Below are 20,743 nucleotides of genomic sequence, written 5' to 3' on the forward strand. Positions count from 1 at the left end.
CTAGGCTTGGGCGATCAACGCCTCGACCTTATCGGTAAAAACACGTGGCGAGGCCAGCCGCATTTCATCGTCATCAACGCCAACGGCCACTTGCACGGTATGCGCCTTGCTCATCCGCTCACCAGTCTCGGCATCTTGGATCAGATAATTGACCCGCAGCCGATCTTCCCACTCCACCAAAGTTGCTATCACGCGGATTTCGTAATTAAAGGGGATCGCCCTGATGTACTTGATCTGTGCATCGATCACCGGCCAGGTATAACCCGATGCCTTCATCTCGCGGTAACCATATTGAAGCTTTTCCATTAACACCCGGCGCGCTTCCTCAAAGAAACGAAAGTAGTTACCGTGGTAGACAATCCCCATCGGATCGGCATCGTTGAAAGAGGTCACTAAGGTGACTTCTGCACTCAGTGCCGGGCTCTGCATTGAAATGGTGCCCATCGTTTTCTTCCTTACAACTAATACATCAAAACGGCTATTACGCTGCTTCCAGCCTAATTTTTCCCGAAGAGTGAGTAACACGCTCTTCAGCTCTGTCGGTGACAGAATAAAAACTGAACTGCAACTTCCCTTTTTCCGCGAGCCAGTTCAGCGACAGCTCGACTATCGAGTCAGGCCGAATGGGTTCCTGAAATTTAATAGCTTCCATACCGCCAAACTCGGAAGGCGTTTTTAATAAGGTCTTACCGTAGTAGATCGCCCAGTCAATTTGGGTGACACCGGGCAATAACGGGTAGGAAGGAAAGTGCCCCTGAAAATCAACGATATCGGCATCCACCTTGAGCCGAAGAAGGGCACTGCTGTTCGTAAGCTGGGTATCGATAACGGTCGGCTTGCGTTTATTCACTGTAACTGTGCTCATGAGTTATTTGAAAAACTTTTCCAGCTCCCGCACCAGACGTTTCCCCTGGCTATTGAGCGGGATCTCTTCGACCTCACGAAAACGGCGGGGGATCCCGACAGGTTCCAGCCAACGTCTTAACTGCTGTCGCACATCGAGCCAGAACTTCCCTTTGCCAATAGTGAGCATATGCTGCTTTCCTTCTGTCGTCAGGGTGATCACGGCAGCAAGCACCACACGCCTGGAATCATCGACAGTCAACACAGCCGCTTCATCAACCCAACTTAACTGGCAAAGGCGACGCTCCACCTCGGTCAGTGAAATTCGTTTCTCTTCCACCTTTACAACCCGATCCGAGCGACCATTTAGGGCAAAGTGGCGCTCACCCATTAGTTGGCACTGATCACTGGTCTGATACCAATTATCCGGGTCGATAAAAGGTGAGCAGACACGCAGGCAACCATCGGCGTTAAGAGCCACATTTATGACATCAAAAACAGTCCATGACGTGCTCGCCTGATGCTGCTGACGATACGCAATCCCGCCGGTCTCCGTACTACCAAATACTTCAATTGGAAGTTGATTAAACAAAGCATAACTTTGCCTTGCAGCCGCTTCACTCAGCGGCCCGCCGGAAGAGAATACGGCGCGGTATGGGCGGGTGGTTTGTTCATCAAACAGGCGCTTAAGCAAAGCTGGACTGGTGATCAAAACCGTATTCGCGGTTGCCTGTGCCATCACCTGCTCCGGATAACTCAAGTCCTCCCGCCCAAACGGACGACCAGCACAAAGCGGCCATAGAACACGAAAAAGCAAACCATAGATATGCTGGTGAGAGACCGTGCTGACCACATTTGAGTTGCTGAGCAGATCGCCCCAGGTTTTCTCAAGCTCTACGATCTCGGCATTCACACACTCGAGCGTTTTGGTAACTGCTTTAGGCTGTCCGCTCGAGCCGGAGGTAAACAAAGTAATGGCCACCTTGTCCAAAGGTAATTCAGAAAGAAGCGGGAATGCGGCAGAGGAAGAGGAATAATCGAAACCCTCGTCTGTTGGCTTTGTCTTTGAGCTTAAGGCCAACTCAGGGGTATTGGTAGCGTCAGCGTCAAGTATCGAAGGCATCAACACTTGCTGACCAATGAACTTACACAGTTCGAACCTGTCATGAAGCAAGACATCAAAATGAGTAGCCAACTCAGCCAATGCGTCTTCCTGATGATTGCCCGGTAAGATAATGTGCTTCTTGGCATAGGCTGCTGCTATAAAGGCAACAGAAAAATGGTAACTATCATCAAAACAAAGAGCCCATTTTTCTTGCGGGCTCGCCAATAAAGCCTGGGTTAACGCTTCTACGTCAACTTTAAATTGAGACCAGCAAACAAAGGAATCGGAGCCGAAGGCAACACTACACTTGTCATCTCGTTCAGCATTCATCAATACTGACAACGGGTAAAAAAATGTCTCTGCCCTGCTCACTGCTTTTATATGTTGGATGTCCATATCCGCTTTCATTTCACCTAGCTATGCCACTGATTTATAAAGTGAGTTCAAGATATAGACACATTGAAAAATACGCAACAGCACTCATATACTGTAGCTAAAGTTTATAGTTGTTTTTTCCTGTCATGCGATGAACTTCACCCTCTCAGCGGATATAGCTATACCCATATTGATAATCCTATTGTTTTTATTGCTCTATTTTCAGTCAATTATGATGGCAAGGTATGCTCTGTGGATGTGAAGTCATTAAGGTCATACGCCCTGGCCAAGTAGGGAGATAGGTAGTTAACAACTGCCATATGAAACCAGCATTAAAAATCAAACCTAAATCACACTTTTGCAATAAGCATGAAGCGCCACCAGGCAACGCAGGTACAGCCGTTAACACCAAAATCAGGGTTAGTTGCGATATTAACCAGCAAGGTGAGCATATAGTTTTATATAAAATTTTACCCAACACGGATGCTTGACAAGTTTTATATAATCTTCACTAACAACATTAAGGATTCCTATCGCCTAGCAGTTCGGTATATTGAAACTAAGCCTTTGGGAACATTCGGATCTAGAGAGTGCATCCTCTCCGAAGTTGGAGCCGAAAGGTGACGTCGTCACACCAAATCTCAGGTTATATATTGATGTTTTACGAATGTTAGTAATCTTTGAAAAGGAGTTTAATTATGGCCAAGCGCGTATCTAACAAACGCATCAAAGAAATATTGGACAATGCAAAACCTAAAAAGTAATCATTGAAAAGCCTCCTACCCGGAGGCTTTTTTTATCCCCTTGCAATATTTGACTAAAACAGTCCACAAATAAACACCAAAAAACCATAATAAATCAATAGCACAGTGTGAGTGACTAATTCATAGCAAAAGCTTAATGAAAAAATATAGCCCATCAGCTAAACGGTAACCATCTGTCTTTTCACTCGACTTTTAGAAAATTCCTCGCCTTCAAGATCTTCGCCTCACCACTAAGACTGAGAATCAAAACTGAGAATCGTCTCTCTGCCTACACTCCTGTTGGTATTAATACCGTAAAGGAGCAACCCATGAGTAAAAGACTCTGCCTAGCAGGCATGTTGGCTTTATTTTCTCTACTCGGTTGCCAGGAAGAAGAGCTTACATTCGATGTAGCCCTTTCCGGCGATCAGGAAGTCCCGCCTGTTATTACGGAGTCACAGGCAACAGCCACAGTGACTTTATTAATAAGCAGCGGCGATGATGGTGATGGTGGCGACGGTAAAGATCATGATCTCGATTTAGACCTTGACCTAGATTTGGATCTGGATCTTGACCTGGACCTCGACCTTGATGGCGACACCAACAAACACTATGGTGATAACGATTCACAAGACTACGATGATACACACTACAACGACGACTCTGACTACGGCCATAACGATAAGGGTGATGGTACTCCCCCCGACCCAGAACCTGAGCCAGAACAAACATACACTCTCAGTGCTGAGCTCGACATCAGCATGGTCGAAGATGTTCAGGCTGCTCATATTCACCAAGGCGGTATTGGTGAAAATGGCCCGGTTGCGTTTGAATTTATCGATAACGGCGATGGGACAATGTCCGTCGAAGCGACTGAGATCACTCAAGAGCAAGCTGACGAGCTATTAGCTGGCCAGTGGTATATCAATGTTCACACTCTCGATAACCCTTCTGGTGAAGTCAGAGGACAGATAGTCGACAGTAGTATCGTCGTTATCGTCACCTTCAGCCTTGACGGTTCTCAAGAGGTGCCTCCTGTTGATTCCGAAGCATCGGGTACTGGCTATGCCACTGTAAACACCGATACCAATGAGGTTGAGTTAACCGTCATCACCAAAAGCGCCGAAGATGCAACAGCGGCACATGTTCATGAGGGTTTCGTCGGTGAAAATGGTGATGTTGTTATAGCGCTTGTTCCGGGGAACTCACCTGGCGTATGGACAACCCCAGACGAATCGATCCTGGATGATGAAACACTCCAGAGACTGGTTAGTGGCGGACATTACGTCAACGTTCACACACCTGCCAACCCACCAGGAGAAATTCGCGGCCAGATCCTCAGCAGCGATTTCACCCTCATTACCTTCTCGCTGGATGGTGGGCAAGAAGTGCCGCCGGTCGAAACTGAAGCCAGCGGTGATGGTTACCTTACCTACAACAGTGCAACGGAAGAAGTCGACCTCAAGGTGATTACAACTGGTGCTGAAGACGCCGTTGCCGCCCACTTGCATGAAGGGTTTGCGGGCCAAAACGGTGATGTGGTAACCGCTCTTGAGCAAGACGCTGAGGATCCGGGGAAATGGACAACACCTGAAGGTACGACATTAGGCAGCGATATCATTGAGCTGCTGCTCAGTGGCGGACATTATGTCAATGTCCATACTCCAGCCAACCCTCCGGGCGAAATTCGCGGACAGATCCTGACATCGGACTTCACCTTGTTCGTCTTCCCGTTGGACGGTTCACAGGAAGTCCCTCCGGTAGAAACAGAAGCCTTCGGTACGGGTTACGCCACCTTTAATAGTGAAACCAGCATACTTCAGGTTAACATTGTCACTTCCGGCGTTGATGATGCTGTGGCTGCCCACGTTCACGAAGGCGAAATTGGTGAGAATGGAGATGTCGTCGTAGGCCTGGTTCAGGATGGAGATGACGTTACCGTTTGGTCGACACCAGAGAACACTGAACTTGACGATGACACAGCCGAGACGCTTCTCAGTGGCGGACACTATATCAATGTCCATACCCCAGCCAATCCACCGGGTGAAATACGAGGGCAAATAGAATAAGCAAGCAACAACTATCGAAAATTGCCGCAGCAGGCCCTATGGCTTGCTGCGGCTTTACTCTAGTTCTGAGGTATCCCAATAGACATAAACGGATTCTTCCTGCAGCTTAAAGATCAATCCTTTCTGCCCTAGCCCTGATTGTCTGTACACCGGATAGCCCCTGCTATCTTTATAATTTCCGGGTGTTTCGCCAACAGGCGTAAAGTCATAATAAACGCCATCATCACGCTCGATTGTGATATAGCCCTGGCGCTGAGAAAAGACACACAGGTACTGTGCCGAAGGCTTGTCCGAACCTGGTAAATGGATATCGCAACGTGCGTCAGTTGTATCGGCAAACGCCTGCGGCATACTCCCAATAGTCAGGACAGCCGCCAGTGAGACCTTAAAACTGCGCGTCCATCCTTTCCGGCAACCCGCTTTCATACCATTACCTCCTCGCGCTTTAATTCAAGAATAAACCCACCTCATGATGGCAGGTTTATTTTAAGGTAGCAGTTTTCAGGAAACACTGAGGATTAACTCACAACAGGACTTGGCCAGTCATTATGTACAACCCAAAGCCCCTAGATTAACTAATTGTGCAAAGACATTAAAAAATCAAACAACTCGGGCAAAATATAATATCCAAAGATAATGGATACCATTACAGTAAAGCAAAATACGACAAACTCTGCGATGAAGCTCTTAATTCAACCCATAATAACCAAGGCTTATCTTATTTTCATATTGCATGAATATAATTCCCTATCAATCATAGAGAAGGTCAGGCGAAATAATACCTTCGCCTGGTGTTATGCAATTTGAATCGTTAACGGTTGCTCTTCTCTGGGTTGTTTTATCGAAATACGAAACAAAGAAGGCATCAAACGGCAGTTTGCTACCAGGGCTCCGTTAATATAATCAGGGCAGAGAAAGACTGGATGATGGCTCAACCAAGCTCAAACGTCGTCACCCCGAAGGTTCGATCCAGCGGCAGATCAGGAAACGACTTGGTATACATACGAGCCGTTTTGAACACCGGTGTCATCGTATATTTCTCGGCGATTGCAACAGCGTTTTTATTGACTTCTGGTACATCGAGATAAACCAAGTCGGAGGATTTTGCCTTGGCCTTAAGAGCAAGAAACAGTTCCTCCGCCAGTTCTGCATTCTCGGCCAGAAGCGGGCCAACCTTATAGCCAGAGCGACAAGGACGGATCACGCCGTAGCCTGCTAATTGCCCATCACGTTCAATCCCGATGGCGTAGGATCCTTCCTGCTTGATCCAACGCTTCAAAAATTCCGTTCGCTCTGCAGGAAAAAACGATTGATCGTAGGCATCAATACGTTCAAACGGGAGATCCGAGAGATCGACCAGCCCTTCGACTGCTGGCGCATTTCCTCCTCCCTGCCCTTCATAGCGAATATTACCGTATGCCAATTTAAAACCAGACTTTTTATAGTTGACCTGTTGAGCCTCAACCCCATCAAGCCCGATATTTCGCCCCGCCAGGTATTCAAGGCCCGCTTTCCATATCTGCAGTCCGTAGCCTTGGCCTCGATATTCAGGTTTAACGATATAAAAACCAAGAAAGCCAAACGAATCGCCGTATTTCACAACGGATATCGAAGCTATCGGCTCTCCGTCTAGCAAACCGACGAGAAAGCCATTCGGATCGACACATCGAAACGAGTTCGCATCATACAGGCCAGGATTCCATCCTTCCTGGGCAGCCCAGTCAATGGCAAGGTCTAGCTGCTCCGGTGTCATCACCTGAATACAATACTGTTTATCTGCCATGTCTCCCTCCATAGATAGCCAAATTCACGTAAATGATTAGTACAGGTTAATCAGCCAGCTCTTAGCGCAAGTATCGCCTCAATATCAAGCGGCTCCCTATAGCGGCAAAAGTCAGTATCCCGTCGGTCGACAGCCAGAACAGACATACGATCGGCAAGCTCGTTGCCCTCAATACCGGCATGGCCTTTTACATGGGACAGGGTTATCACATCCTTTAAAGCAAGATACAGCTCATGGGAAGCCTGAATAATTTCCAGATTTTTGATATCACCCGGCTCTTTGCGCTGCCAGCCTTTTTTCTTCCAGCTATGGGCCCATACCGAAATACAGTTAATCGAATAAACAGAATCACTCAACACCTGTACCGACTTTCCTTTAGCAACATTTTCCTTGGCAATAAGCAGAGCCTGATAGAGCGCATTGAGCTCAGCGCTGTTATTGGTGCCGTTAGGATTATACAGACCGTACCAGAGCTCAATAAGGCGGTTGTCGCTGTATACGGCAACACCAGATCCAGCTTCACCAGGATTCGGATCACAGGCCCCGTCACTGTAGATATTAATATCGAAGTCCGACATTTCCGGCTTTACAGGCGTGGATGTTGCCTGCTTCTTAGTCGGTTCCTTTATCGCCTTTTTATTAGTACCAGGTGACCGTTTAGATTTATGGGAAGCCACACCGGATCTGAAAGCACTTTCCGCTTCTTCTCGTGTTTTAAATGACTTGTATCTTGCCTGCGGGTATTTATCAACGAGCTTTTTGGTATAGTCCCAGCTTGTAAACACCCCGGTTTCGCGCCCCACCCATACAACATAAAATTTTTGTGCCATTTGTTTACCTTTATCTGATGAGAGTGAAGCGCTCGCAGAACGCTCCAGCGAAGGCGCTGCGACGTAGAATACTAGAGTAACCTAATCTCACCATATCTCTGCAGCTTGGTTAATGATTCATAGATAACTATTAGTAACTTCACACTAGTAACGTGGAGTGTATCAATCCTTTGAGGTAAGTGCCGCATCACTTCTTAACCGCTGCGCCAGCATATCAATAAAGGCTCTCACTTTAACAGAAGCATAGCGCCCCTCCCTGTGCACTATATGTACAGGGCGCGGCTTCAATTCATGCTCAGAAAGCAATACTTTCAGCCTTCCATCTTCAATATGGCTTGCCACCTGATAGGACAGGACGCGGGTGATCCCCAATCCATTTACAGCAGCTTCTATCGCGGCATCATTGGTCGTCACCGTAAGACGCGGCTGTAGCCTGATCGACTGCTCTCCTCTTGGAGAAGTAAATCGCCAACCTATCGCAAAATTACCCGCACTGGACGCTATAACAGCATGATGTTGAAGTTCACTCGGAGTCGCCGGCTCACCATGTCGTTCAAGATAATCTGGCGATGCCACCACCACCATACGAACAGTGCCGACTCTCAGGGCGCGCATACTTGAATCTGGCAGCTCACCAATACGAACACCAACATCCAGTCCCTCCTCAACCAGGCTGACAACCCGGTCAAGGAAAATGGCATCAACTTTCATCTCCGGATAACGCTGAAGGTATTCTACAATGCCCGGCATGACAAACATTCGGCCAAACAGGACCGGTGCCGTTACCGCAAGATGCCCTCTTGGCTCGGCATTTACTCCGGCCGCGGCTTCATCAGCCGCATCAACCTCAGCCAATAAACGCCGGGCATCTTCCAGGTAGCGCTCCCCCGCCTCAGTAGTGCGAACATAACGCGTAGTTCGATTCAGGAGTTTAACACCCAGCCGATCTTCCAGGGCTGCTACGGTACGAGTAACCGCTGGCGGGGACATTTGCAGCCGCCGGGCTGCCGCGGCAAACCCTTCTTCTTCGGCGACAGCCTGAAACACCTGCATCTGATGAAAGCGATCCATACATAATTCCACTAAATGAAATAATCAATTGCCTTTAGAGGATATTCTTTAATTCAACGAAATCAACCATAGTTACCTCATTCGATATCCACTCGCATCTGACGCAACACAGCAAGGCAGACACAACAAACATTTTTCAACATGAGGAAACAATGATGAACCGTATTACCGCAATCGAACGCAACCATGCCAGCAATGAGCAAATTGAGCTATTGGACGCCATCCAGGAACAACTCGGGATGGTACCTAACTTTCTGAAAGTGTTCGCCAACTCGCCCGCAGCACTGCGCGCCTTCCTCGGCTTACACGGAATTACCGGAGAGGGCAGCCTGGACGCGCTAACCCGAGAACGAATTGCACTTGCCATCGCCCAGCAAAACGAATGTCAGTACTGTGTTTCGGCCCACTCGGCTATCGGCCTCAAAGCGGGACTCAATAGCGCTGAGATCGAAGCTAACCGTGCTGGCTCCAGCCAAGATGCAAAAGCGGCAGCAGCCGTAAAATTTGCCAAGGCACTGGCCGAACACAATGGTGAAGTCACCACGGCCGAGCTGCAGGCGGTACGAAATGCCGGTTACAACGAGTCCGATATAGTGGAAATTATCACCCATGTCGGCATGAACATACTGACCAATATTCTGGGTAAAGCCAGCCGGGTCGATATCGACTTTCCAAAAGTCTCACTCCGTCAGGCGTCCTGATCCCATTCGCGCCGCAACTCACCAATGTAGCGGCGCGATTCAACTCCACAGGCAAATCTAGCGAGGATAACCTCATGGGACATAAATATGCAGAAATCGCCTTTACCCGTAATGTGCGAGATATTCAAACGGCCAATGGTAGCAGAAACGGCTATTCAGCGATGGATCAAGGCCCGGCTCACAATCACCTTCTTAGTGAACGGGAAGCTGCTTTTATCCATGCCCGTGATAGCTTCTACATGGCCAGCGTGGGTGAAACAGGCTGGCCATACGTGCAGCACAGAGGCGGACCGGCAGGGTTTATGAAAGTACTCGATGCCCGGACCATTGGTTTTGCCGACTATTCCGGTAATCGTCAATATATCAGTACAGGCAACTTCATCCACGATGATCGCGTCTCACTGTTTTTTATGGATTACCCAAACCGTACGCGTCTGAAAATGTTCGGCCGGGTCCGTGTGATCGGACACAATGAGCACGACTTGCTTGCCCTACTCGAAGATGAACATTACCGTGCCCGGATCGAGCGTGGTTTTATCATTACCATCGAAGCCTTCGACTGGAACTGCCCGCAACATATCACCCCACGCTATACAGAAGCGGACATTGATAATTTGCTTGCCCCACTGATTGATGAAAACCGGCAGTTAAAAGAAGCGGCTAGCTCGATGGTGAAACCCATAACCAATGTACTTGGTACCGGAGAACTGGAACTGGTCGTCAGTGGTATTCGCCAGCTCACCCCCCGTGTTCGCGCCTTTGAGCTGCGCGCGCCAAATGGCAGTGAGTTACCCGCAGTTGAAGCAGGTGCCCACCTTGAAATACCCATCATGTTGGAATCGGGCAATATCGAAACACGGCATTACTCTATCGCCTCCAACCCTGCCCGCCGGGACGCCTATGAAATAGCCATTCTTAGAGAAGACGACGGAGCCGGGGGCTCCAAAGCTATACATGACAGCTATCAAATTGGCACAACAATTCGTACACCACTACCTGCCAATTACTTTAAGCTTCACCAAGATAACCGCCCTGCGGTATTGATTGCAGGCGGTATCGGGATCACACCGATAAAGGCGATGGCACAAGCACTTGTTGCCCATAAAATATCAATGCAGCTTCATTACGCCGGTCGCAGTTTCGCCGATATGCCCTATAGAGACCGTCTGCAAAGAGAGTTTGCACAGCAAATCACCCTCTACAACTCAACTGCCGGTGAACGCCTAGATATTCTGGCGACTCTAAAGTCTGCCCCTGATAATGCCGTTTTCTATGTGTGTGGTCCTACCCGACTTATTGACGAAGTACTGACTACGGCCCAAAAGGTTGGTATCAACAAGGACCGACTCCGCTTCGAGCGCTTTAGTGCCGAAAAGCCTGGCGATGCAAAACCCGTCCACGTTGAGCTAGCGCGATCTGGTGTGACTCTTCAAGTGAATGCTGACCAAACCATCCTGGATGCCATTCAGGCTGAAGGGGTAAATATCTCGCATAGTTGCAAGGCGGGAAACTGTAAGTCCTGTGCTGTCAAAGTGATCCAAGGGCGTCCCGACCATCGCGACTCAGCACTTTCAACCAATGAAAGAACCGAGCAACACTTGATGTGCCCTTGTGTTTCCCGCGCTGTTACCGACAAACTTGTACTGGATATCTGATAACACGACTAGGCACTATCATGCTCTTACATGAATGATTCAGGACTATTGCACGAAACCAATATCAGCGGCCTTGCTCGGTGGCAGGCCAAAGTAGCGCTTGAATTCGCGGCTGAACTGGGTGGCACTTTCATAACCGACTTTTACAGCCGCGACATTGGCAGGCATTCTGTCTTGTACCATCAGGGTCCTTGCTTTATTTAAGCGGATTTTCTTGATGTATTGCAGCGGAGGATCTGTCACAACCTGCTTAAAGGCACGGTGAAATGAAGACACGCTCATCCCCGCCATATCGGCCAGCTCATCAATCGCCAGCTTTTGCTCATAATGGGCCTGCACATGATTGATAACTTTAGAGACACGAGACAGGGCGCTATCTTGCTTACAGTATTGGGCAAGTAGGTAACCTTGCTCACCCTGCAAGAGCAGATAAAAGAACTCCCGTAAAATCTGAGGCCCCAACACCTTCGAATCAAGCGGACTATGTAAAGCCTTCAGTAGGCGAGTCATACAACTGGTTATATCAGGCGTGATCCGGGCAGCTGCGACACCACGCCCATTCTGCTCGGCCCTTAATATGTCAGCAGCTCCATGTTGCTCGATTAGCTCAACAAGCTGTTGGATGACGGTAAGATCGAACCCTATATCAATCCCGATAAGCGGTGATTCTTCCGATGCAAAAGTTTCACAGGCAATAGGATAAGGCGTTGCCACGATCAGACAATGCTCTGTATCATATTCAAAACGGTAGTCATTCAAATGGCCTACCTTGTTGCCCTGGAAAATAATCACCACGCCCTGCTGGTACATCTGAGGCGTCACTTTATGGTATTTATTTATTCTGAATAACCTGACACCCGGCAGACAGGTATCAACTCGCCCTATCTGTTTATCCAACCCGTATAGTTCACATAGCGATGTCGCTAAGCTGACTGTATTATTCATGTCTACCTCCGATAGGGCCATCATCGCCGTTACAGTCACGAATGCAAGCACCTCTCGAAAAAAAGTAGAATTAGGCAAGCATTAGAGAGAATCGTGTATTAAACAGTTACCCGAACTCTCCTAGACTATACCCTATCGATTCAAGGCCGTGATAAGGCTGATAATGACTCTCACCGGAGAACAATGATGAACAAATTTACTTATCAAAACCCTACTCGTATTCATTTTGGTGAAGGCCAGATCGCTGCTATCACCAACGATATTCCGAAAGATAAGAAAGTTCTGGTTACCTATGGTGGTGGCTCAATCAAAAGCAACGGTGTCTACGCACAAGTAGAAGCGACACTGACAGATCACCAATGGGGAGAGTTCGCTGGTATCGAGCCAAACCCGCAATACGATACCCTGATGAAAGCCGTTGATATGATCAAAGCAGAAGGCTATGACTACCTGCTGGCCGTAGGCGGTGGTTCAGTTATCGACGGTACAAAATTTATTGCGGCTGCAGCTAGCTACGAAGGCGAAGATCCATGGAACATTCTGGCAGCCAATGAAGCGGTAAAAGCTGCCGTACCACTGGCCTGCGTGCTAACGCTACCGGCAACGGGCTCGGAAAACAACATGGGGGCTGTTGTCTCTCGCGGTAAAGACAAGTTGGCATTTATGTCTCCTCTTGTTCAACCTATCTTTGCTGTACTGGATCCGAAAACAACCCTGAGCCTGTCGCCTCGCCAGGTCGCAAATGGCGTTGTTGATGCTTTCGTCCACGTTATGGAGCAATACCTGACCTTCCCTGCTAACGCCAAAGTGCAGGACCGTTTTGCCGAGGGTCTATTGCTTACCCTTATTGAAGAAGGCCCTAAAGCACTGGCCACTCCAGATGATATGGATATACGTTCCAATGTTATGTGGTCGGCAACTCAGGCGCTTAACGGCCTGATCGGTGTCGGTGTACCTCAAGACTGGACGACCCACATGATTGGACATGAGCTTACCGGCAACTACGGTATCGATCATGCGCGTACTCTGAGCATCGTTCTGCCTGCCGTCATGCAAGAGCGTCGTGCCGACAAAGAAGCCAAACTACTTCAGTACGGTGAACGTATCTTTGGTATTGCCGAAGGCACTGTTGATGAGCGTATTGATGCTGCCATTGCCCAAACTATTGCTTTCTTCAAGCAGATGGAAGTACCAACACGTCTTGCAGATGTCGACCTTGATACCTCAGCGATTGACACACTCGTCGCCGGTCTTGAAAAACATGGTATGAAGGCACTGGGCGAGCACGGAAACATTGCCATTGCTGACAGCCGAGCTATCTTAGAAGCTGCACTGTAATCAGTAAGACATTAGCTACGAGTAACAGTAAGCCCATCACACTTTGTGGTGGGCTTCTTTATTGCCGACACTTGGTTTTTCATTGCCAGTGAATTGCATTGCCATTGCCGCACAGCGCTTATCCGCAAGATGTTTTCTCTTCGTTCTCGCCAACAACTGCTGGCTATTTTGACTAATAAGCCTGCGTATTTTCTGTTGTTCAGTCATAGCTTGATAACATGTTCACAGTTAGAGCACTTCCAGATGGACGCATAAACTAGCCTTTGCCACCAATTGCGGTGAACTCGAATCATTGCACCATTGCATTTTTCGCACATAACCAACATTAACCTCAATCGCAGCTTGTTTCTGCCATGCGTAGTAGCACGGCATTTACGGGCCATTATACGCATGCCGTACTGTAAATAAACACTGTTCGGCAAAAAAATTTCATCTGTTTGATTTGTAGTAACATAAAACCGCAAAATCAAATAATAGCGAAGCTGTATGTGGGTCCATTGAGAGTGAGCAGGCACTTTCTGCTAGGTTACCGGCAAAGGTGTTCCTTGTTTCACAGAGCGGATCGCAAGGTTGGTATTGATATCTTTAACCATATTGAGAGTCTGTAGTTTACGCATAAAGCCTTCATAGTGCTGTAGATCTTTACTCACGACTTCTAGCAAATAGTCGTATTGCCCGGAAATCACATGACAGCTGATCACTTCATGCATGCACTCAACGGCATTTTCAAACTCATTGATAGCCTGATCACGATGGTTACTTAAGCTGACGTTGACAAAAAACGTCATCATCAGGCCTAGTTTTTGTCTGTTCAGCTTAACCTGATAGCCGTCAATCACCCCTTCTGATTCGAGCAGCTTGATTCGCCGGGCGCAGGGAGAAACAGACAACCCGACGGCATCTGCAATCTCAGCTGTCGTCTTACGTACATCTCCCTGTAACTCAGCCAAAATCTGCTTATCTTTTCTATCCATTATTTCCCTCCTCACCAGAAATTAATAATAAGCACCAATATATAGATAATTATTAGAAATAATTATCAAATTCCCCACCAGAACACCACACATTTGCCAACATTAGCCACGAATAATTATTCATACTTCTATTTCCAGCCACTATATACGCGAAATAAATATGGAATGTATAGCAAAGAAGGAAAAGCTGTTGGGCTTGCTGGCCATGGCAGCAACCTTGTTAATCTGGGCCAGCTTTTTTATCTCACTGAGGGCTTCAGGCCAATCCCCGCTGACTGTAGGTGATATAGCGCTTCTACGCTTTGTCCCAGCCGCTCTGGTATTCGGTATTTTAAGCCTGCCGAAAACAAAGCAAATCAAGGCCACTGCCAAGCGCTACCTTTTAGCTATCGCTATTGGTGCCGGATTGCCTTTCTTTCTATTGGCAGCCAACGGGCTACGCTTAGCACCTGTTGCCGATGGCGCTTCATTAATTCCGGGGATCCTGCCACTCTTCGTGTCTTCCATCGCGGCATATTGCTATCGTGAGAAAATATCCAATATCAGAAAGCTAGGTATTAGCTTGATATTTATCGGTATCGGCCTGTTTATCACTCACTCGTTATCAAGCGGTCAGCATCAAGTTCTGCAGGGGCACGGGTTACTGCTGACAGCCAGTTTCAGTTGGGCCTGGTATACCATTGGAATGAGGGTAAGTGGGCTGTCCCCCATTGCTGGTGGTGCCATACTGGCAATCTCGGCCTGTCTCTTGTTACCTGTTTTGTATACGATGGGCTGGGTAGAATTTAATTTGATGTCGGCACCTACCAATGATGTCATCTTCCACTTATGTATACAGGGGATCGCCGCCGGGATCATCGCAAACTTCAGCTATGGGTATGCCATTTCACGACTCGGCGCAGAAATGAGTGCGGCCCTGGGCTCGTTCACTCCTGTTATCGCGGCCTTGATGGCTGTTGTGATTTTTGATGAATCACTGACGCTTACAACAGCGACTGCCATGGGGTTGATTGTTATAGGGGCACTTTCGGCCAGCGAAATCATTAAGCTAAGGCCAACGATCATTCGCTCGCTTGCCAAGCCTACCAATCCATAGACGGGATTTAGTCTAAATGCAGAAATAGAGTGGCGGAGATAAAAGAGATCAGTAAGTCTTTACTCGCTTACTGACCTCTTAGCAGTTAACTAGTCGCTTAACTTAAAATACATAAGAAATACCGACAGAACCCTGGCTGGTTACTGACGCCGCGATTATCGGGCTTTTCTCAATATCACCTTCCAGGTTGGTGTATCGGACACTTGCGTTTAGCCTTAAGCTTTCTGTTACAAAGACATACCCGCTCAAACCCACGAAATATTGACCATCCCAATCGGCTTCAAATGCATCCAGATCAGAGCGTAGCGACTCCTCATTTGAAACACCATATAAATGGTTGTTAATACGATCGCTATTGTACGCATAGCCGAGTTGTGGCGTGATACCAAAGCGGTTCATCCTGATAGGAAGCCTCCAGGAAGCTTCTGCGTATAAACCGTTGTGCTTGTTACCCAGATCAGTACCGGCTCCGACTTCAAAAACACCAACCTGCGAGATCATCTGATAACTGACACCACCAAGCACCGATGCTTCACGCTCATCCAGTTTCTGAATTTGGGCATCATTTGAGTCTGATGGCTTCAGTGTTCTTGGATCATAGGCCAGCCGGAAGATCACATTTGTCGGAGTACCTATTGGATATAACCTGACACCAGCAGATAAACCACGAAAGAATACATGTTCACTTTCATAGCCGACGGCAGGTATTACAACAACATTGGCATCGGTATCCCGATAGACTTCAGGTGCATAAGAGGTTATCGCACCTAATGCTACCTGGCCTGCAGTGGCGGTACCTCCGAGTGCAATCAATACAATGCTAGTTGCTGCTTTCAATGCCCTTTTGAAGCTCCCCCAACCAGCTATACCCCCTTTTGAGACTGTTGCCTTCCTTACCATTAACACTTCTTCTTTTATGTTCATTACAATTCTCATAACTTCTGCTTTTTCTACACAGCTACTTTCAATTAACCTGAATGTCGTACGGTATAAATCCAAAATAAAAGGCGAATAAATCGCCCTCTGCATAATGCCCGCACTATACCGTCATGATGCCTGTAAATCTACAAGTTCCTTATATCAATGCGACATACTACTTCAGCAAGCGAACCAACAATGTTCCCGGCTCACGCATAGGGTCCTGATTGACACTGAGCACATACCCGCTTGATGGGGCTTCATAACGCTTAAGCTCATCACCAAAACTATCATATTGAATCGCCACCAGCTGTCCGGCTTCAACACGAGAACCAATTTCCACCTGAGGCAATGCAAAGCCTCCGACTTCTGAACGTACAGTGATCACTTTCTTGCCCTCATAATGTTCCTGAGTGGCAGGCTTCGGCTCACCGTCAATAACACCTTCGGCTTTTAGAATGTTCAATACTCCCTGCAAGGAGCGCTCGATCATATCAGGTTGCAGCACCTTACCGGCACCTACCTCAACGGTAATCGACGGAACACCACTCCGGTTCCAGACCGTCTCAAGTACACCTTCATCACCGGGATCATCAAAAATGCAATCCGGATTCATCAGGCGCGCCATTTTTACGGTTTGGGGAATACGATAATCAGCAAAAACATAAAGCGGATACTCCGCACCTCGGGTTTGGGTATGTAAGTCGATCGCAAAATCAGCATTATGGCCCAGCAAATTCTGCCAAATCGCAGCGATATAGCGCTGGGCAGCATCGCCATCCGGGTTGCCCGGAAAAATACGGTTGATATTCGTCGGTGAGGCATCGGGGTCAGACGGGATAAAGTCACGGCTGTGCATGAGCATCCCTGATACATTCACTATCGGCACAACGGTTACTGTCCCTTTAATAGGCTGCGCCTGCAATTGCTGGATGATCTTCTGCGCCGTGATTACGCCATTTAGTTCATCACCGTGGACACCGGCAGTGATCATGACTTTTGGTCCATCGACCTCTTTTTCCCCGCGAAATACGATCACCGGTAAATGCCAACTTTGACCGATACCGTTATTTTGCGGCCGAAACCAAAAACTGTGGATCCCTTCGGGCAATTCTTCTGCCTGCAGGTGTTCTATCACCTGCCGGCCTTGCAACACATCTTGCGTGTATACCGTTTTACTCACTTTACATCCCCTACCCTAGCTCTTCTGACATGACTTGGTTTCATCTCTTCACTGTAAGCAACATACCATTCAAAATAAAGCAAAGCTTCGCTAACAGACGCTGCAACTAAGTTATCTATCGGTAATAAGCGAACAAGTAAGCTCACTGTCATCTATTTATGTCGAGTTGATCACATAAATTGATTATTATGTGCGTTCTAAAATTTATGACTGTGGATACACACTATGTACAAACTGGTTGCACTCGATATGGATGGCACCCTGCTTAACTCGCAGAAAGAGATTTCTGTACGCACCAAGCAAGCAATTAAAGACGCTAGAGAGCAAGGCGTTCATGTCGTATTAGCTTCTGGCCGACCACTTGAGGGAATGGCGGACTACCTTGCACAGCTAGGCATGACCAGCAATGACGACTATGTACTTAGCTATAATGCGTCGCTGGTACAGCGCGTTGAAAGCAAAGAGATTATCAGAAAGCAAATCATGAAAGGCAGCGATGCCAAGAACATTGCCAGCCTTGGCCACGATCTGGGAGTGTTCGTCCATGCGTTTTCACCGTCTCGCGGCCTGATCACACCTCAAAACAACACCTACACTCAGCATGAATCGACGATCAACGGCGTTGAAGTCACCGAGATTGATTTTGCCGAGCTCGACAACGATGAAGAAATCATCAAGGTGATGATGGTCGCCGATCCTGACGTTCTGTCATCAGCGATTGCCCAGCTACCTGAGTCACTATACGAGCAGTACACGATTGTGCAAAGTGCACCATTCTTCCTTGAGCTGCTAAACCCTAAAAGCAACAAAGGCGCTGGTGTTGCCATGCTGGCTGAGCACCTTGGGATTGATGCAAGTGAAGTGATCTGTATGGGTGATGCCGGTAACGACCATCACATGATCAAATATGCCGGACTTGGTGTGGCTATGGGTAACGCTACTGAAGATACCAAAGCCTTAGCGAACCATATCACAAACAGCAATGATGATGATGGTGTTGCCCTGGTGATTGAAGAGTTTATTCTTAAGAAATAACTGAATAGTAAAAAGCAGGCTGTAAACACAGCCTGCTTTGTCGCTAACCAATGCTTATGATGGCTTAAGCAACTTCGATTGTGACTTCTACCGTTTCTACCGCTTCGCTACTGCCCGGTGGGCAATGTACAAAACACACTCTTCCCGTCCCCTGACGGATAGCTTCAAACTGATAAATGTTCTTAACCGGACTACCAAGTAAACCAATGTTGGTTTCAAGATTTACAATTTGGGTGAGTTTATAAGTCCCCGAATTATCCGGAATCACAGACCAGGTATACCCAGTCGAAACATTCGTATCAACAATGAAGTTAGCAAGTTGATGCAACGCAACTTTGTTTATTGCACCTGGAACCGGCAAAATTTCCTGTTTTTCCATAGTCATAACTTGTCACTCCTCATTCCATTGAGCCCAAAATGTAGCCGTCTAATCAATAGTATCCAGGTTGTGGACATTAAGGTGCAACACGCTCAATTTCAGTAATGGAATAATGGACTTTTCCTTCCCGGTCTGGCAGTGATACAAAAATATGTACTTTAGCCATGTAGGCTTCGGCATCAGGATAAACAGGCTGCGCACGGCAGAAGTAAACATAATTTGTACCTGCGACAACTTGTTGCTGACCGGCAAGCGGTGTGTAGTCAACGCCCACAATAGAGTGCATGACTTCAAAAGCCGCGACCATTTGTAAGGGAAACTCTTCAGGTAGAAGAAGTGAGCCGTAAGCGCCAACGATACTGACATTGTTTGACATAATATGTCTCCTGATTGATGGTGTTATTATTGGACTGATTAATTCAGGAGAGATGTTATAGCCATTCAAGAAAGATAACGATTACACTTTATTACACGAACTATAGGAATTTGATTACTAAAGCTTTCTTCATGGGTTATTCTCTATTACGGGTTGATATTAGCCACAGGACGTACCATACAAAATACCCTCAACGAGACATACAATTGCAACAATGAGATAGTTATATTTAGCGCATTATCACTGCCAACAAAAAAGCCGATCTTATTGATCGGCTTTTCTTCAGTTATTCAGCGGTTCAATTGTCGTTTGTCACCGGGTTGAGCGCCCTCTGTTAGCGACAACAGACAGCTTGATCACAGCAGTCCCTCAACGCGAGCCTGGTGCAAAACAATGGGATCCACAGCGGCATAAGCCGCATCCCATAGTGCACCAATATACATTCGTTCTTTACCTTTTGCCGCGCGTTCCAACTGGTCAAGCTTTCGTAGCTCATCCAATGTTAGCGGCTGCTTAAACAGTGCCTTAGCCCTCTCTAGTTTTTCCATGTGCCTATCCTCGCAATATCAAATTGAGAAGCTAACTAGACTTAATAAGCTAGCTGGCCAGTTTGATATCACGATGGCGTCATCCGTTCAGATCCCATCGCCTCAGTTCGCAATTCCATTATAAATGTAAGTGTATTTTGATGTGTGATAGATAGCGTGACTCAAGCCTCAATAGCTGAAATATTATTCACGGATTTGTCTGTAAGGTATGAGGAAGATAAAAGGAAAGCATCGCATTATCGTTCAATAATATTCAGCCTCCAACTTTACTGGAGGCCTTCTCGTTATCTTATATGGCATCTCTACATTTCAGGCATCATCTCAAATTTCGGTAATGCCGGGTCCATATGATCCCAGGACGCCCCGCGGCTGGAATACACAACCATTTCAGGTTTGAATAACTCCAAATTGTGCAAACTCCCCACCCGAATAAACTCAAACTGTGGCATACCACTATTCTCAGCGTAAATGTGACAACCACAACTAGGACAAAATCCCCTTCTCACCACATTACCGCTTTCAGCTGTCTTCTCATGAAAACTCAACTGCCCCTTGATCTTTAAACTCCCTTTAGGAACAGCGATATTTGAAATATGGCCTGCCCCGCTTATTTTCTGACAATCCGTACATTGACAGTGCCCCGCCATAACTGCGTGTTCGGTACATTCATAGGATATTGAACCGCATAAACACTCGCCTGTTAGCCTTTCCATGAGTCGCCTCCTAATCGTTTACATAGTTGAAATTAAAGATAGTAATGTAACTTCAAAAACGCA

Annotated in this window: 22 protein-coding genes; 6 read left to right on the top strand and 16 right to left on the bottom strand. The window is 47.3% G+C overall.

Features of this window, described 5'->3' with window-relative positions; all coding sequences use genetic code 11:
• From BIT28_RS16865 to BIT28_RS16875, 3 genes are read right to left on the bottom strand one after another with little or no spacing between them, the layout of a single operon-like run.
• The gene (locus BIT28_RS16865; protein ID WP_075765937.1) at positions 1–429 is read right to left on the bottom strand and encodes an acyl-CoA thioesterase; all 429 of its coding nucleotides are present in this window, start codon (positions 427–429) and stop codon (positions 1–3) included.
• A 52-nt stretch (positions 430–481) separates the two neighbouring features.
• Positions 482–850 (bottom strand): ApeI family dehydratase, encoded by a 369-nt coding sequence (locus tag BIT28_RS16870; RefSeq protein WP_425439641.1) that lies wholly within the window; start codon positions 848–850, stop codon positions 482–484.
• Between the two features lie 18 nt (positions 851–868).
• On the bottom strand, positions 869–2,344 hold the full coding sequence (locus BIT28_RS16875) for an AMP-binding protein (protein ID WP_083651917.1): 1,476 nt from the start codon (positions 2,342–2,344) through the stop codon (positions 869–871).
• A 1,051-nt stretch (positions 2,345–3,395) separates the two neighbouring features.
• Here BIT28_RS16875 and BIT28_RS16880 point away from each other — a divergent pair.
• Entirely contained in the window at positions 3,396–5,135 is a 1,740-nt protein-coding gene (locus BIT28_RS16880) for a CHRD domain-containing protein (RefSeq protein ID WP_075765829.1), read from the top strand.
• Between the two features lie 54 nt (positions 5,136–5,189).
• Here BIT28_RS16880 and BIT28_RS16885 read toward each other — a convergent pair whose 3' ends face one another.
• The 4 genes from BIT28_RS16885 to BIT28_RS16900 form a co-directional block, all read right to left on the bottom strand.
• Positions 5,190–5,561, bottom strand: a complete 372-nt coding sequence (locus tag BIT28_RS16885; protein WP_075765831.1) for a hypothetical protein — start codon at positions 5,559–5,561, stop codon at positions 5,190–5,192.
• A 505-nt stretch (positions 5,562–6,066) separates the two neighbouring features.
• Positions 6,067–6,918 carry a GNAT family N-acetyltransferase gene (locus BIT28_RS16890; protein WP_075765833.1) on the bottom strand — a complete coding sequence of 284 codons (852 nt, stop codon included), beginning with the start codon at positions 6,916–6,918 and terminating at the stop codon, positions 6,067–6,069.
• A 50-nt stretch (positions 6,919–6,968) separates the two neighbouring features.
• Complete coding sequence (locus BIT28_RS16895) at positions 6,969–7,748, bottom strand: ribonuclease H family protein (protein WP_075765835.1); 780 nt, start codon at positions 7,746–7,748, stop codon at positions 6,969–6,971.
• Between the two features lie 162 nt (positions 7,749–7,910).
• Entirely contained in the window at positions 7,911–8,819 is a 909-nt protein-coding gene (locus BIT28_RS16900; RefSeq protein WP_075765837.1) for a LysR family transcriptional regulator, read from the bottom strand.
• 152 nt (positions 8,820–8,971) lie between these two features.
• On the opposite strand from BIT28_RS16900, the gene BIT28_RS16905 reads away from it, so the two are divergent.
• Positions 8,972–9,520 (top strand): carboxymuconolactone decarboxylase family protein, encoded by a 549-nt coding sequence (locus tag BIT28_RS16905; RefSeq protein ID WP_217696640.1) that lies wholly within the window; start codon positions 8,972–8,974, stop codon positions 9,518–9,520.
• Positions 9,521–9,594: 74 nt separating this feature from the next.
• A complete protein-coding gene (locus BIT28_RS16910) occupies positions 9,595–11,175 on the top strand; it encodes a 2Fe-2S iron-sulfur cluster-binding protein (protein WP_075765841.1) in 1,581 nt (526 codons plus the stop codon).
• 45 nt (positions 11,176–11,220) lie between these two features.
• Here BIT28_RS16910 and BIT28_RS16915 read toward each other — a convergent pair whose 3' ends face one another.
• Positions 11,221–12,120: an AraC family transcriptional regulator gene (locus BIT28_RS16915; protein WP_075765843.1), complete on the bottom strand. Its 900-nt coding sequence runs from the start codon at positions 12,118–12,120 to the stop codon at positions 11,221–11,223.
• A 186-nt stretch (positions 12,121–12,306) separates the two neighbouring features.
• On the opposite strand from BIT28_RS16915, the gene BIT28_RS16920 reads away from it, so the two are divergent.
• Positions 12,307–13,458 carry an iron-containing alcohol dehydrogenase gene (locus BIT28_RS16920; protein WP_075765845.1) on the top strand — a complete coding sequence of 384 codons (1,152 nt, stop codon included), beginning with the start codon at positions 12,307–12,309 and terminating at the stop codon, positions 13,456–13,458.
• A 36-nt stretch (positions 13,459–13,494) separates the two neighbouring features.
• Here BIT28_RS16920 and BIT28_RS29610 read toward each other — a convergent pair whose 3' ends face one another.
• Together BIT28_RS29610 and BIT28_RS16925 are read right to left on the bottom strand one after the other, a co-directional pair.
• Positions 13,495–13,665 carry a hypothetical protein gene (locus tag BIT28_RS29610; protein WP_175577553.1) on the bottom strand — a complete coding sequence of 57 codons (171 nt, stop codon included), beginning with the start codon at positions 13,663–13,665 and terminating at the stop codon, positions 13,495–13,497.
• A 314-nt stretch (positions 13,666–13,979) separates the two neighbouring features.
• Positions 13,980–14,432: an Lrp/AsnC family transcriptional regulator gene (locus BIT28_RS16925; RefSeq protein ID WP_075765847.1), complete on the bottom strand. Its 453-nt coding sequence runs from the start codon at positions 14,430–14,432 to the stop codon at positions 13,980–13,982.
• Positions 14,433–14,592: 160 nt separating this feature from the next.
• On the opposite strand from BIT28_RS16925, the gene BIT28_RS16930 reads away from it, so the two are divergent.
• Entirely contained in the window at positions 14,593–15,528 is a 936-nt protein-coding gene (locus tag BIT28_RS16930; RefSeq protein WP_075765849.1) for a DMT family transporter, read from the top strand.
• 102 nt (positions 15,529–15,630) lie between these two features.
• Here BIT28_RS16930 and BIT28_RS16935 read toward each other — a convergent pair whose 3' ends face one another.
• Entirely contained in the window at positions 15,631–16,464 is an 834-nt protein-coding gene (locus tag BIT28_RS16935; protein WP_245823724.1) for a MipA/OmpV family protein, read from the bottom strand.
• A 157-nt stretch (positions 16,465–16,621) separates the two neighbouring features.
• Positions 16,622–17,629: a succinylglutamate desuccinylase/aspartoacylase family protein gene (locus BIT28_RS16940; RefSeq protein WP_075765851.1), complete on the bottom strand. Its 1,008-nt coding sequence runs from the start codon at positions 17,627–17,629 to the stop codon at positions 16,622–16,624.
• A gap of 225 nt (positions 17,630–17,854) precedes the next feature.
• Between BIT28_RS16940 and yidA the strand changes: the two genes are divergently transcribed.
• Positions 17,855–18,664: a sugar-phosphatase gene (yidA, locus tag BIT28_RS16945; RefSeq protein WP_075765853.1), complete on the top strand. Its 810-nt coding sequence runs from the start codon at positions 17,855–17,857 to the stop codon at positions 18,662–18,664.
• 64 nt (positions 18,665–18,728) lie between these two features.
• On the opposite strand, the gene BIT28_RS16950 is transcribed toward yidA, so the two are convergent.
• The 4 genes from BIT28_RS16950 to BIT28_RS16965 all read right to left on the bottom strand — a co-directional run bounded on the left by BIT28_RS16950 (position 18,729) and on the right by BIT28_RS16965 (position 20,680).
• Positions 18,729–19,049: a protease inhibitor I42 family protein gene (locus tag BIT28_RS16950; protein ID WP_075765855.1), complete on the bottom strand. Its 321-nt coding sequence runs from the start codon at positions 19,047–19,049 to the stop codon at positions 18,729–18,731.
• A 70-nt stretch (positions 19,050–19,119) separates the two neighbouring features.
• Positions 19,120–19,419: a hypothetical protein gene (locus BIT28_RS16955; protein ID WP_075765857.1), complete on the bottom strand. Its 300-nt coding sequence runs from the start codon at positions 19,417–19,419 to the stop codon at positions 19,120–19,122.
• Positions 19,420–19,775: 356 nt separating this feature from the next.
• The gene (locus tag BIT28_RS16960; RefSeq protein ID WP_075765859.1) at positions 19,776–19,967 is read right to left on the bottom strand and encodes a hypothetical protein; all 192 of its coding nucleotides are present in this window, start codon (positions 19,965–19,967) and stop codon (positions 19,776–19,778) included.
• Between the two features lie 302 nt (positions 19,968–20,269).
• Positions 20,270–20,680 (bottom strand): GFA family protein, encoded by a 411-nt coding sequence (locus tag BIT28_RS16965; RefSeq protein WP_075765861.1) that lies wholly within the window; start codon positions 20,678–20,680, stop codon positions 20,270–20,272.
• Positions 20,681–20,743: the final 63 nt, after the last annotated feature.

The sequence above is a fragment of the Photobacterium proteolyticum genome (assembly GCF_001939735.1).
Lineage (GTDB): Bacteria > Pseudomonadota > Gammaproteobacteria > Enterobacterales > Vibrionaceae > Photobacterium > Photobacterium proteolyticum.